Origin of the sequence: Actinomyces sp. Z16, assembly GCF_003111765.1 — a bacterium.
GTDB classification, from domain to species: Bacteria; Actinomycetota; Actinomycetes; order Actinomycetales; family Actinomycetaceae; genus Actinomyces; species Actinomyces glycerinitolerans.
In genome coordinates this window covers 930,708-944,112 of sequence record NZ_CP027862.1, presented here as the reverse complement: position 1 = coordinate 944,112, position 13,405 = coordinate 930,708, and the positions used below count along the sequence as shown (strand labels likewise).

The 13,405-nt window shown below is 68.5% G+C and carries 12 protein-coding genes; 3 read left to right on the top strand and 9 right to left on the bottom strand.

All coding sequences use genetic code 11. The annotated features are described in order from the left end of the window. Positions 1 to 34 precede the first annotated feature (34 nt). Together C3B71_RS15815 and glmS are read right to left on the bottom strand one after the other, a co-directional pair. Positions 35 to 631 carry a hypothetical protein gene (locus C3B71_RS15815; RefSeq protein WP_146752387.1) on the bottom strand — a complete coding sequence of 199 codons (597 nt, stop codon included), beginning with the start codon at positions 629 to 631 and terminating at the stop codon, positions 35 to 37. Positions 632 to 797: 166 nt separating this feature from the next. Next, positions 798 to 2,732 (bottom strand): glutamine--fructose-6-phosphate transaminase (isomerizing), encoded by a 1,935-nt coding sequence (glmS, locus tag C3B71_RS03850; RefSeq protein WP_108966255.1) that lies wholly within the window; start codon positions 2,730 to 2,732, stop codon positions 798 to 800. Between the two features lie 138 nt (positions 2,733 to 2,870). Between glmS and coaA the strand changes: the two genes are divergently transcribed. Continuing rightward, positions 2,871 to 3,893, top strand: coding sequence for a type I pantothenate kinase (coaA, locus tag C3B71_RS03845; RefSeq protein WP_108966253.1), 1,023 nt, complete (start codon positions 2,871 to 2,873; stop codon positions 3,891 to 3,893). Between the two features lie 186 nt (positions 3,894 to 4,079). Here coaA and C3B71_RS03840 read toward each other — a convergent pair whose 3' ends face one another. The 4 genes from C3B71_RS03840 to C3B71_RS03825 form a co-directional block, all read right to left on the bottom strand. Then, a complete protein-coding gene (locus C3B71_RS03840) occupies positions 4,080 to 4,364 on the bottom strand; it encodes a hypothetical protein (protein ID WP_146752386.1) in 285 nt (94 codons plus the stop codon). Between the two features lie 678 nt (positions 4,365 to 5,042). Beyond that, positions 5,043 to 6,290 carry a hypothetical protein gene (locus tag C3B71_RS03835; protein WP_146750785.1) on the bottom strand — a complete coding sequence of 416 codons (1,248 nt, stop codon included), beginning with the start codon at positions 6,288 to 6,290 and terminating at the stop codon, positions 5,043 to 5,045. A gap of 2 nt (positions 6,291 to 6,292) precedes the next feature. Next, positions 6,293 to 6,679, bottom strand: coding sequence for a winged helix-turn-helix transcriptional regulator (locus C3B71_RS03830; RefSeq protein ID WP_108966247.1), 387 nt, complete (start codon positions 6,677 to 6,679; stop codon positions 6,293 to 6,295). 156 nt (positions 6,680 to 6,835) lie between these two features. After that, positions 6,836 to 7,468 carry an NADPH-dependent F420 reductase gene (locus C3B71_RS03825; RefSeq protein ID WP_083565324.1) on the bottom strand — a complete coding sequence of 211 codons (633 nt, stop codon included), beginning with the start codon at positions 7,466 to 7,468 and terminating at the stop codon, positions 6,836 to 6,838. Positions 7,469 to 7,749: 281 nt separating this feature from the next. Between C3B71_RS03825 and C3B71_RS03820 the strand changes: the two genes are divergently transcribed. Both C3B71_RS03820 and C3B71_RS03815 read left to right on the top strand, forming a co-directional pair. Beyond that, the gene (locus C3B71_RS03820; protein WP_108966245.1) at positions 7,750 to 9,306 is read left to right on the top strand and encodes a Re/Si-specific NAD(P)(+) transhydrogenase subunit alpha; all 1,557 of its coding nucleotides are present in this window, start codon (positions 7,750 to 7,752) and stop codon (positions 9,304 to 9,306) included. 4 nt (positions 9,307 to 9,310) lie between these two features. Next, positions 9,311 to 10,819, top strand: a complete 1,509-nt coding sequence (locus C3B71_RS03815; protein ID WP_108966243.1) for an NAD(P)(+) transhydrogenase (Re/Si-specific) subunit beta — start codon at positions 9,311 to 9,313, stop codon at positions 10,817 to 10,819. A gap of 78 nt (positions 10,820 to 10,897) precedes the next feature. Here the strand turns inward: C3B71_RS03815 and C3B71_RS03810 are convergent, their stop codons facing one another. The 3 genes from C3B71_RS03810 to glmM all read right to left on the bottom strand — a co-directional run bounded on the left by C3B71_RS03810 (position 10,898) and on the right by glmM (position 13,355). Then, positions 10,898 to 11,359 (bottom strand): hypothetical protein, encoded by a 462-nt coding sequence (locus C3B71_RS03810; protein ID WP_108966241.1) that lies wholly within the window; start codon positions 11,357 to 11,359, stop codon positions 10,898 to 10,900. Further along, positions 11,356 to 11,742: a DUF7718 family protein gene (locus C3B71_RS03805; RefSeq protein ID WP_139240716.1), complete on the bottom strand. Its 387-nt coding sequence runs from the start codon at positions 11,740 to 11,742 to the stop codon at positions 11,356 to 11,358. The genes C3B71_RS03810 and C3B71_RS03805 overlap by 4 nt, the downstream gene beginning before the upstream one ends. A 254-nt stretch (positions 11,743 to 11,996) precedes the next feature. Then, positions 11,997 to 13,355: a phosphoglucosamine mutase gene (gene glmM, locus C3B71_RS03800; RefSeq protein ID WP_073327507.1), complete on the bottom strand. Its 1,359-nt coding sequence runs from the start codon at positions 13,353 to 13,355 to the stop codon at positions 11,997 to 11,999. Positions 13,356 to 13,405 lie beyond the last annotated feature (50 nt).

Sequence of the window (13,405 nt, the reverse complement as noted above, 5' to 3'; positions counted from 1 at the left end):
TCTGCGATAGAAGATGAAACAGACATAGCAATCCTCAGGGGGTCACGCCCGGCGCAATTCCGTAGTAATCATAAGCCCATTCCGTCTTCGCCCCATTGATCGTGAGGTTGTCACGCGCGAGCGCCACCTTGACGTACCCAGCCGCCCAACGGCCCGATACCACACGCGCATTCGACGTTGCAGAAGCAAGCTCCTTTCCAGACCTTCTGTATTTAATCACGGTACAAATAATACGCTTACCGGCATATACGTTGGCCGCCGCATACGTCGAGCCACGATAGGATAGAAGCGCAATCTGCTCGTTGCGCACATAAGACGCGCCCCACGAAATCTTCTTGCTCTCATAAGGAGCATACCCTGCCGGAGAAGCCGTAGAGGCATTCAATTGGTTCTGACCCCCGGAGACAAACTCACCCTCAAATGAGTATAGCCGCAGCCCCTCCTCAGCCCCTAGAAGCACGCCGTCAACCTCGATAGGCTCAGTCGGAACAATGACCTTGGAACTTGTCTCAACCGGTTGGAGCAAAACCGATCGGCCTGCCGCCACCGCATCAGGTGACAGCGAAGCGGCAACAACGATGCCAGCAGACAAAACCAAGGACCTACGGGGAATGCGGCCGACAACACGCATGACGACTCCTACATATCCGGGGACTGGGCGCATCCAATTCGATTCACCGCTTGAACGTGAGTTCAACCACAGGCGATAGTCTTGGCAAGTCGCTATGCGAATCGTTACATCAACCCAGCCCTCTGCATTTGCTTCTTGGCAGACGCTGGAGCCCCATTCATGAGCGCTACTCCACGGTGACGGACTTGGCCAGGTTGCGGGGCTGGTCCACATCCAGCCCCTTGGCCTTGGCCAGCGCGGAGGCGAAGATCTGCAGCGGCACCACCGTCAGCAGCGGCCACATCAGGGTCGGCGTGGCCGGGATGCGGATGACGGTGTCGGCGAAGGGGGTGACCGCCTCGTCGCCCTCCTCGGCGATGACGATGGTGCGGGCGCCGCGGGCGCGCACCTCCTGAATATTGGAGATGACCTTGTCATGCAGGACGGGGCGCCGCGGGGTGGGGACGATGACGAACACCGGCAGCCCGTCCTCCACCAGGGCGATGGGGCCGTGCTTGAGCTCGCCGGCGGCGAAGCCCTCGGCGTGCACGTAGGCGACCTCCTTCAGCTTCAGCGCCCCCTCCAGGGCGACCGGGTAGCCGACGTGGCGGCCCAGGAACAGGAAGGAGGTCTGGTCGGCCAGCTGCGCCCCGAGCTCGCGGATGCTGTCCTCCTGCTCGGCGAGCAGGCGCTCGAGCTTGGCGGGCATCTTGCCGAGATTCTCCAGGTAGTCGGCGACCTCGTCGGGCCACTTGTTGCCGCGCAGCTGCGCCAGGTACAGGCCCAGCAGGTAGCAGGCGGTGATCTGGGCGAGGAAGGCCTTGGTGGAGGCCACGGCCACCTCCGGGCCGGCGTGCGTGTACAGGACGGCGTCGGCCTCGCGGGCGATCGTGGAGCCGTAGGTGTTGACGATCGCCAGCGCCCGGCTGCCCTGTTCGCGGGCGTGGCGGACCGCCTGGATGGTGTCCATGGTCTCCCCCGACTGGGAGATGGCCACGGTCAGGGTCTTCTCCGACACGATCGGGTCGCGGTAGCGGAACTCGTGGGCGAGTTCGATCTCCACCGGGATGCGGCACCAGTGCTCGATGGCGTACTTGGCGACGTGCCCGGCGTAGGCGGCGGTGCCGCAGGCGACGACGATGATCTTGTCGATGCTGCGCAGCACGGCCGGGTCGATGCGCATCTCGTCCAGGACCAGTTCACCGCGGTCGTCGACGCGCCCGAGCAGGGTCTCGGCGACGGCGGTGGGCTCGTCGTGGATCTCCTTGTCCATGAAGGTGTCGTACCCGCCCTTGACGGCGGCGGACGCATCCCAGGAGACCTCCCACTGGCGCGGGGTGACGACGTCACCGGCGGCGTCCCACACGGTGACGGAGTCGGCGGTCAGCAACAGCACCTGGTCGTCGTCGACCTCGGCGGCGTGGGTGGTGAAGGCGACAAAGGCGGCCACGTCCGAGCCGAGGAAGTTCTCCCCCTCGCCCAGGCCGATCACCAGCGGGCTGGAGCGGCGGGCGGCGACGATCGCACCGGGGGCGAGCTCGGTGACGGCCAGCAGCGCGAAGGTGCCCTCCAGGCGGGCGGTGACGGCGCGCATGGACTCCACCAACAGCGCGGCGGCCGCGTCCGGGTCCACGGTGCCGGCCTCGCCCGCGGCGGTGAGCCGGTCGGTGAAGTCGAGGTCGAGCAGGTGGGCGACCACCTCGGTGTCGGTGGCGGACAGCAGGGTGTGCCCGGTGGCCTCCACCTCGGCGCGCAGGGCACGGAAGTTCTCAATAATGCCGTTATGCACCACCGCCAAGGAGCCCGCCCGGTGCGGGTGGGCGTTCTCGGTGGTGGGGCCGCCGTGGGTGGCCCAGCGGGTGTGACCGATGCCGGCAGTGGCCGGCGCAGGTGCGGCCTCGTCCAGGGCGGCGCGCAGGTTGTCCAGCTTGCCGGCGGCCTTGACGGTCGTTAGGCGTTCGACGTCGCCGGGCCGCACCAGGGCGACGCCCGCAGAGTCGTAGCCGCGGTACTCCAGGCGCGAGAGTCCGTCCAGCAGCACCTCCAGGGAGCGACCGGAGCCGGGGGCGGACGAGGCGGTTAACGAGGTCAGGGGGCCAACATGGCCGACGATTCCACACATGTGCCCGATCGAACCACCAACCCGCCCCCGGGCACAACGCCCGCGCCGTGAACGCGCGAAGAAATCGACCGGCGGCCCCGGTGAGAGATGCGGCGTCACAGCCTCCTGGCGGCGCCCACGCGTGCCTATGAGGTAACAATGCGTCACACTGGTGTGGTGAACACCCCCGCATCCCCTGCGGCGTTGGCGTCCCGGCCCGGGACGCCCCCCTCGCCGTACATCGAGTTGCATCGCGACCAGTGGCGTGCGCTCGCCTCCTCCGCGCCGCTGCCGCTGACCCAGGCGGACCTGGAGAAGCTGCGCGGTCTGGGTGATCCGATCGACCTGCCGGAGGTGGATGTGGTCTACCGGCCGCTGACGGCACTGCTGGAGCACTTCATCACCACCGCCCGCGAGCGCGCCCGCCGCACCGCCGGCTTCCTGGGGGTGGATGAACGCCCCACGCCGTTCGTGGTGGCTGTGGCCGGCTCGGTTGCGGTCGGCAAGTCGACGACGGCGCGGCTGCTAGCCCACCTGCTGGCCCGCTTCCCGGACACCCCACGGGTGGACCTGGTGACCACCGACGGCTTCCTGCTGCCCAACGCCGTGCTGGAGGCGCGCGGCCTGACCGCCCGCAAGGGCTTCCCGGAGTCCTACGACCAGAAGGCGCTGCTGGAGTTCGTCACCGCGGTGAAGTCCGGAGCACCCCGGGTGGAGGCGCCGGTGTACTCGCACACCGTCTACGACATCGTGCCGGGCAGGAAACTCGTGATTGAGCGGCCGGACGTGGTGGTGCTGGAGGGGTTGAATGTGCTCCAGCCCGCCCCGCGGGTGCGCCACTCCCCCGGCAACGATGAGCGCACGGTGGCGTCGGCGCTGGCGGTGAGCGACTTCATCGACTTCTCCATCTATGTGGACGCCGACCCGGAGGACATCCGCCGCTGGTACCTGGACCGCTTCCTGACGCTCAAGCACACGGCCTTCAAGGACCCCGACTCCTACTTCCGGCGCTACCAGGCCATCCCGGACGACATCGCGCTGGCGGCGGCGAACGAGGTGTGGGAGAGCGTCAACCTGGTGAATCTGCGGGAGAACATCGCCCCCACCCGGGGACGGGCCACCCTCGTGCTGCACAAGGACGCCGACCATCACATGAGCCGGGTGCTGCTGCGCAAGGCCTGAACGCCCATGGTCGGTTGGCTGGGGCGGGTCGGGGCGGACTCGGGCGGAGCATCCCGCAACCGGCAACCGCCCGCACCCACCCGCGACGGGCCGAATGTCCGCATGGGCCGAAGCTGCTGGCGTCCCTCGCTCCGAACACCGTCCCTGACGGGCCGATGTCCGCGTGGGCCGAAGGTGTCCGATTTCCTACATGATGCCGCGGGACATGAGGTAGGCGATCCGCCGATCGTTGGCGCGTCGCTCCTGTTCGATCGCATCGTCGGGGGCCGGACAGTAGGCGCAGTCGTCGTGGGCGACTGCGCGGGAGACGCCCCACTCCCAGATGGTTTGTGCCGCGGTCGTGGAGGCGAGCAGGGCGCGGTCCTCATCCTTGGCATAGCGCAGCGTGCCGGGTAGGCGCAGCGCCAGCCCGATCGGGTCGAGCAGCCAGGCGGAGGCCTCGGCAAACCCGAGGAAGCGCCGAGTTCGCACGAAGAAGTACGAGCGCGACGGCGGCCACGCCACCCGGCGGGTTCGCCACCCCACCAGCGCCAGCCCTTCCCGCGAGAGGATCGTGCGTTCCCGAACAATCCGGTACAGGCTGGCCACGGGAGTCGGGCCACGGCAGGTGAACCGTCCGCAGCAGGCCGCGGGAGTGAATGCCGCGGGCATCGAATACGGTGCGGCGTCGCAGCACCACGATGCCAAGGAACAGTAATAGCGCCCCACCCGCACATAAGGGCACGGTGACCGGCAGCTCTGGATCGACGGCATGCGGCACCTGGACGATGCTAAAAACTATCAGGCCGGCAAACAAGAAGACGACGCCGGCGATCATGCTGGAGGCATCCGGTCGACGCACCAGCAACTCCCGGGGCTGCGCCTACGCACTCGTTCCGGGTGTGGGGACGCTGCCGCGAGAATAGGGCAGGTCGCCGTGAACGGAAGCAGGCATGTCAAGTCCTTCAAGCAGCTCGCGAGCGGGGCCGAGAACGCCCCAGATCGGTACCGGAGCAGCAGCGGCGCGCACAGCCACCATATCCATACCGTTATTTTTTGCCTAGTAGAGCCGCCGCGCCGTCTCGCGTCCCAGCAGGAGGGCCATCTCATAACCCCCTCCACACGTAACCTCGCACGGCTCGCCTCGAGCCGAAACTCCGATGACTCGGTTCATCCCTGGGCATTGAGGTACTCGATCCGGCGCGCGACGGCGACGCGTCGGCGTTCGCACTCCGGGTCGGCGGCCGGCTGGTAGCCACCATCGTCCACCGCGAAGCCGGAGGCGACGCCCATTTCCCAAATGGAGTCGGCCGCCGCCGCAGCAGCCAGAAGCGCGCGATCGCCGCCTCCCAACCACCGCAGTCCCGGAACCGATACGGACAGGCCCTCGGCGGCGAGGATTCTCACCTCCACCACAGTCCTGCGATACTCCTCGGTCTCCGCGACGAAGATGGACGAGCGCGAAGTGGGCCAGTCAATCCAGAAGGAGTACATGCCGCTGAAATAATCGATGCCCTCCGCGTACACGGTCAGGCGGGCACGGGCGGTTTCAAGGAGATCTGGCAATACCCGCACCGCGACAATCAACATGAGCAGCCCGATTGCGAAACCCAGCTTGCCGGCCACGGAGTCAATGCCGCTCCGACTGAGCGTGTAGAAGGCGTAGCCCACACCGCCGCCGCCGAGCGCGAGGGTGCCGAGAATGTGCCAGATGATCTCCCAGCGCTGCCCGGACCAGGCGGAGAACACCACGGGCTTCTGCCATTGCGACTCCGCGTCGTCGAAGACCTCCGCAGCGGGAGCATCTCCCCGGCTGTTCATTGGGCGTCCGGGCGCGGTCGCCTTGCGCCTCCTGCGCCGCTTATGGCCCCGGTGCCGCGCGACGCCAGGTACGTAGCCGCGGTCAACCGCCCAGGCCCAGATCTCGTCGACCTCCGTCTCCACTTGAGCCCTGATGTCGCCGACAAAACCACCGACCACTCGTGGCGCTCCCAGCTTGAAGCTGCCCACAGTCGATGGAGCAACGACATACGCCGTATTGAAGTATTTCCCGTACGCCTGACGTACGACGAAGGCCGCACGCGAGTCGGGCCAGGGGGCGTCGATGTCACGCAGCGTGGTGTGGGAGTGAATGCCGTCGGCGTCGAAGATCGTGTACTCCCGCCAGGGCGCCGTGCCGAGGAAGACCACCAGCACCCCGATGGTGACCAGGAGCAGGCCGCCCTCGATCTCTCCGATCGCCAACACCGCTATGCCGGCGGCGATCGGCAGCAGTCCCATGAAGACGATCAGGCAGCCTCTGGTGCGAGCCCGACGGTTTGGGCGCGCCACGATGCGCTCGGGCGGTGGCACCGCTCGTGACGCAGTGGAGGTGCCGGCGTCGTACTGGTTGAGAGCCGGTCGGGGCCTGTGGAACATGGCTAGTCCGCGCGTTCGGCGTCGTATGCCTCGCGGGCGGCGAGCACGTCATCCATGTGCCCGACGGCCCACTTCTCCAGGGCGTCCATGACGTCGGCGAGGTCCCGCCCCAGTGCGGTCAACTCGTAGGTGACCCGCGGCGGGGTCTCGGTGTAGTACTCGCGCCTGACCAGGCCGTCGCGTTCCAGGGTGCGTAGCGTCTGGGTGAGCATCTTGGTGGAGATACCGTCCACGCGCCGGGAGATCTCGGTGAAGCGCAGCGGCCCCTCGTAAAGGGCGCCGATGACCAGCACGCTCCACAGTTCACCGAGCTCGCGCAACAGGCGTCGTGAGGGGCAGGACCGGCTGTAGGGGTTGTAGGCGTGCTCGCCCTCACCTGTCGCACTCATGCGCCGTTCCTCCCTTCGCCCCGCCGTCGGAACCCGAACAATGGGATTCTACCGGCCTCTGAGAAAGGTACAGCGTACAGGGCTGCGCCCGCCGCCCCGAGTTGGGGACGGCGGGCGCACGCGTCACACGGTTAGTGGTTTGCCCGGCGGGCGGGTTCACTTGATGACGGCGAAGCCTCCGGTCCAGGCGACCTGCTCGCTCAGGGCCAGGCCGATCTGGAGCGCGCCCATGGCCTCCAGCTCATGCGCCCGCTTGAGCGCTCCGGCGTCCACATAGGCCAGGCCGGCCGCCTCCACGAGAGCGCGCAGGGTCGCCTTGGCGTCCTCGCTGTCCGCGGCGGCATAGACGGTGACCGGCTCACCGGCAATGGTGCCGGCGGCGAGGGTCGCGGCGAAGTTCGTGTTGAAGGCCTTGACGACCTGCGCTCCGGGCAGGCGCTCGGCAACCTCCGCGGCGGCCGACGAGCCGGGGGCGACGACGGAGTCGAGCGTGGCGAAGTCGATCGGGTTGGAGGGGTCGACGACGATCTTGCCGGCGAAGGCGTCCGCGGGGTAGGCGGACAGCACCTCGGCGATGGCCGGGTAGGGCAGTGCCAGGACGACCAGGTCGCCGGTGACGGCGTCGCCGATGGTTCCGGCGGTGGCGCCGTCGGCCGCAGCGGCGGCCTTCGCGGCGTCGCGGGCAAGCACCTGGACGGAGGCGCCGGCCTTGACGGCGAGCTGGGCGACGGCGGAGCCGATGGCACCGGCTCCGAAGACGGTAACGGACGGGAGGGATGCAGCAGCCACGATGTTCTCCTTACTGCGTGCGGTGGTTCCGACGGGTGTTACTCTCCCTCAGTAACTCACTTCCCGCAAGAGAGCTTTTAAGTGAGTCGAGCCACATCTCCCACTGAGGCGGGCGGCTCGCCGGCCACCGCTTCGCGCCGCTTCAAGGCCCGCGGCGGTGAGACGCCGCGTGACACCCACCCCGACGCGTTCTACTGTTGCGTGAGTCACCACGCGCGCCCGTATTCCCCAACCCGCGGTCGCCGCCGCGCCACCGGGCGCGCCCGCTGAAAGGAGCTTCTATGCGTCTTGGAATCCCCTGCCAGCCTCCGGACCGCTCTATGACCGCGGCCACGCCGCAGACAGTGGAACAGCTGATCCGTCTGGGCTACGACGTCGTCGTCCAGCGGGGAGCCGGGGCACCGGCCCAGTTCCCCGACGCCGCCTATGAAGAGGCAGGCGCGCAGCTCGCCGACCGCGCCGAGACCTGGGGCTGCAACGTCGTCGTCACCGCCTATGCACCCGACGACGCCGAGCTGGACCTCATGCACCCGGGCGCCACCCTCATCGGAAGGCTCGACCCCGCCCGCCATCCCGAGCTCGTGCAGAGCCTGCAGGACCATTCCCTCACCGCCCTGGCAATCGACACCGTGCCGCGCATCTCCCGGGCACAGAGCATGGACGTGCTCTCCTCCCAGGCGAACCTGGCCGGCTACCGGGCCGTCATCGAGGCCGCCGCGCACTTCGGCCGCCTGCTCAACGGCCAGGTGACCGCCGCCGGCAAGTTCCCGCCCGCCTCCGTGTACGTGATCGGCGCGGGCGTGGCCGGCCTGGCCGCCATCGGCACCGCCTACTCCCTGGGCGCCGTAGTCAAGGGCACCGACGTGCGCCCGGAGGTGGCCGACCAGGTCAAGTCGGTGGGGGCCGAGTTCGTACCCGTGCCCACCGCCCAGGAGGTGTCCGCCGACGGCTACGCCAAGGAGATGAGTACCGACCAGGCGGCGCTGGCGAACGCCCTGTATGCGGAGCAGTCCGCCGCCGCGGACATCGTGATCACGACGGCGAACATCCCTGGCCGCCGCGCCCCGCTGCTGCTGGACCGCGCCGCGATCGACGCCATGCAGCCCGGTTCGGTGATCGTTGACATGGCGGCAGCCAACGGCGGCAACACCGAGCTGACCGTGCCAGGTGAGGTGGTCACCACCGACTCCGGTGTGACCATCGTCGCCTACACCGACCTGGCCGAGCGCCTGCCCGCCCAGGCCTCCCAGCTGTACGGCCGCAACATCCTCAACCTGCTTACCCTGGTCACCCCCGCCAAGGACGGCGACCTGACCCTGGACCTGGACGACCAGGTGGTGCGGGCCATCACCGTGTGCCAGGCCGGCGAACTGCTGTGGCCGCCGCCGCCCGTGGCGGTCTCGGCCGCCCCCAAGGCGCCGGCCGCCCCGACCCCCGAGCCGGCCCCCGATGCCTCCGGAGACGCCGAGGCCCAGGCCGCCGCCCGGGCCCGTTCACGCCGGCGCATGAGCATCGGCCTCGCGCTGGCCGCCGTCGCAGTCGCCGTCTTGGTGCTGGTCACCCCCGCGGCCGCCACCAGCCACTACATCGTGCTGGCCCTGGCGGTCATCCTGGGATTCCACGTCATCTCCAACGTGACCCCGGCACTGCACACGCCGCTGATGTCGGTGACCAATGCGATCTCCGGCATCATCCTGCTCGGCGCCATCTCGCAGGTCGGCAACGCCAACCCGGCGATCAGCGCCGTCGCCTTCATCGCGATCCTGCTCGCGTCCATCAACGTCTTCGGCGGCTTCGCGGTCACCAACCGCATGCTCGCCATGTTCAGGAAGGAGTGAGGGCATGTCCTGCGCAGCTGTTGTCTCCCTGCCCGCATTCACGCCAGCGGCTCTGTCGGCCGTGTCCCCTGCGGCCTCCGCCGCCGCCGTCGGCCTGACCCTGCCCTCGCCGGTGGCCCTGGCCTACGTCGCCGCGGCGGTACTGTTCATCGCCGCCGCCGCCGGACTGTCCCGGCACGAGACCGCGGTCGCCGGGAACATCGCCGGCGCCGTCGGCATGGTGGTCGCGGTCGCGGCCGCCATCGGCCTGGCTTTGACCTCCGACCCCGGACAGGGCGTGGTCACCACCGCCATCCTGATCGCCCTGGCCCTCGGCATCGGCGCCGTGATCGGCATGCTGCTGGCCGGGCGGGTAGCCATGACCGGCATGCCGCAGCTGATCGCGGTCCTGAACGGGCTGGTAGGTCTGGCCGCCGTACTGGTGGGCTACAGCTCCTACGCCTCCCCCGATGCGATGTCGGAGTTGCTGGGAGGATTCCACCTGGGTGAGGTGTTCCTGGGCGTGTTCGTCGGCGCCGTGACCTTCACCGGCTCGGTGCTGGCGGCGCTCAAACTCGCCGGGCGTGTCCCGGGCCGCCCGATCACCCTGCCGGGGCGCAATAAGCTCAATCTCGCCGCTCTGCTGGTCAGCCTCGTACTCATGGTCGCCTTCATCCTGCTGCCGCCGGGGTCGACGGCGGCCTGGGTGTGCCTGGCGGTGATGACGGTGATCGCCCTGGCCCTGGGCGCCCACCTGGTGGTGGCGATCGGCGGCGGTGACATGCCCGTGGTCGTCGCCATCATGAACTCCTACTCCGGTTGGGCCTCCGCCTTCACCGGCTTCATGGTCAACAACGACCTGCTGATCATCACCGGCGCACTGGTGGGCTCCTCCGGCGCCTACCTGTCCTACCTGATGTGCCAGGCCATGAACCGCTCCTTCGTGTCCGTGCTGCTGGGCGGCTACGGCACCGAGGGCGCGGTCGCCGCCCCCGCCGCGGGCGAGGAGGGCACCATCCAGCAGACCGACGTGGGCGCCGTCGCCCGGGCGCTGCAGGACGCCAAGCGCGTGGTGATCACCCCCGGCTACGGCATGGCCGTGGCGCACGCCCAGTACCCCGTGGCGACGCTGACGGAGATGCTGCGCGGGGAGGGCGTGGACGTCACCTTCGGCATCCACCCCGTGGCCGGCCGCCTGCCCGGGCACATGAACGTGCTGCTGGCGGAGGCGAAGGTCCCCTACGACCTGGTGCTGGAGATGGACGAGGTCAACGACAGCTTCTCCGACGTCGACGTGGTGCTGGTCATCGGTGCGAATGACACGGTCAACCCCGCCGCGGAGGAGCCCGGCTCCCCCATCGCCGGCATGCCGGTGCTGCGGGTTTGGGATGCCGCCAAGGTCGTGGTGTTCAAGCGCTCCATGGCCACCGGCTACGCCGGCGTGCAGAACCCGCTGTTCTTCAAGGACAACACCTCCATGCTCTTCGGCGACGCCAAGGAGACCGTGGAGGAAGTCATCCGCGCCATGGAGTGAGCACGTGCACTGAACTCCCCCAAATTGTGCCGGGCCCGCGCCGTTGAACGGCGCGGGCCCGGTCGTCTGAGTCCCTCGTCAGGCGGCGGCGAAGGCCCTAGCGGACAGGCGCTTAAGCAGCGCCGACACCTCCGGCGCGGGAAGTCGACGCTCCGGGCCGAGCCAGGTAAAACGCTGCGCTTTCATCATGTCCACAACGGCGCCGATAGACGACGTGTGACCAGCGGAGCCGCGCCCCAACGTCATCGCGTCTTCCGCGCTCCAGTCCTCACGCAAGTCTGTTGCAGGCATCTCCCACTTCAAGAACCCGAAACGCTCGTCGCCCCGACGATCAGGAAAGAACACGGCGACTATGGTGTCGGCGCCATGGTCGAGGTGATCGGAGAGCACGGAGTCGAAGGGCTCGGATTCGGGAACCGCAAGTATCCTGGTCTCACTGACGTAGTGGTTGCGCGCAAACAGTTCCCGCCCCTCGGGCGTGCCGAGGAAGAGTCCCACGGCGCGCGCCGCATCGCGCCGCGTCGTCTTGGTGCCGCTCATCTCTGCCAGCTCCTGAAGTGCTGCTCCATCCAGTCGAATACCTGCGTATACGACGTCTCGTAGGACTCTTCCAGTATGGCACGGTCGTTTCTGCCCAAGGCTTGGATGGGACGCGTCTCACGAGCCCCATCCCGGTGGTACTGGTGGGAATGGATGCAGCCATGGCGCGTGTCGATCCGAAACACCGGCTTCCAGTCGCCTCCCCACTCACTGCGCCACTCATGTTGGAGCGCGTAGTCGACAAGCCTCCCCCGGTATGTCCTCAAACGTACGAGTATCCGATGAGTTCCCACCACGCCGCCGAGCACCACGTCTAGCGGGTAGGTCTCGTCCTCACACACATGACTCGGCGGAGGACGGTATCCACCGTCTGGCAAGTCCATGTCCCCTCCACCCTGCTGTTGCTCTCCTGTGTGGCAAAGCTACAGCGGAGCACGCTTACGATGACGACGACCTGTGGACAGTCGTACGGTGGACCGCCATAACCGCAACCTGTTGAAAACCGTGCGGGCTGGGGCGGCCAGCATCACCGGTGCTCGCCGCCCGCCCCAGACGTATGTGTGCCCCGCCCGATATTCCTGGCGGGGCACACATACGCATGAAAGCCGTGGACGACCCGGTCTCCCGGGCCGCGCGATCACAGTGCGAGGTTGTCCTTGACGACGGCGGCCAGGCCGGCGGCCACGCGGTCGGCCTCCTCCTGGCTGGCGGCCTCCACCATCACGCGCACCAGCGGCTCGGTGCCCGACGGGCGCAGCAGCACTCGGCCGGTCTCCCCCAGCTGCTTCTCGGCGTCGGCGACGGCGTCCTGCACCGCCTTGTTGGTGCCGGCGGCGGCCTTGTCCACGCCGGGGACGTTGATGAGCGTCTGCGGCAGGCGCTGCACAATGCTGGCCAGCTCGGCCAGGGACTTGCCGGTGCGCTTCATGCGGGCGGCCACACGCAGCGAGGTGAGCACGCCGTCACCGGTGGTGGCGTGGATCGTGTCGATGACGTGCCCGGACTGCTCGCCGCCGAGGGTGTAGCCGCCCTGCAGCATCTTCTCCAGCACGTAGCGGTCGCCCACGCCGGTCTGCACAATGCGGATGCCGTGCTCGCGCATGGCCAGGATCAGGCCCAGGTTGCTCATGACGGTGACCACCAGCGTGTCGGAGCCGAGCGTGCCGTCGGCCTTCATGCCCACGGCCAACAGGCCCATGATCTGGTCGCCGTCCACCAGGTTGCCGTCTGCGTCCACGGCCATGCAGCGGTCGGCGTCCCCGTCATAGGCGACCCCCATGTCCGCGCCGACGCTGCGCACATACGCCTGCAGCTGCTCAGGGTGGGTGGAACCGCAGTCGGCGTTGATGTTCAGCCCGTCCGGGGAGGCGTTGATGGCGATGACCTCGGCGCCGGCGGAGCGCAGGGCGGCGGGGCCGACGTTGCTGGCGGCGCCGTTGGAGGCGTCCACCACGATGCGCAGGCCGGACAGGTCGGTGGCTACGGAGTCCACCAGGTGGTTGATGTAGGTCTGGTCGGCGACCGTCTCGCCCTTGATGACGCGACCGACGGCGGCGCCGGTGGGGCGGGGCAGGTCCTCGTTCAGGGCTGCCTCGATGCGGTCCTCCACGGCGTCCTCGAGCTTGTAGCCGCCGCGGGCGAAGAACTTGATGCCGTTGTCAGGGAAGGGGTTGTGGGAGGCGGAGATGACCACGCCGAGGCTGACGTCCTGGCTGGCGGTCAGGTGAGCGATGGCGGGGGTGGGCAGCACGCCGACGCGGGTGACATCCATGCCGGAGGCGGCCAGGCCGGCGCTGATGGCGTGGTCGAGGAACTCGCCGCTGGCGCGGGTGTCGCGGCCGACGACGGCGCGGGGGCGGCGGCCCAGCCGGTGGGGCGAGTCGTCCGAGCCGACCAGGACGCTGGCCGCGGCCCGGCCGAGGCTGACTGCGAGATCAGGGGTGAGCAGTTCGTTGGCGAGTCCGCGGACGCCGTCGGTGCCGAAGAGTCGTGACATGGGATCCTCCTGTGGGTAGACGGCCCCATCATTCCACGCCGGAGCGCAAA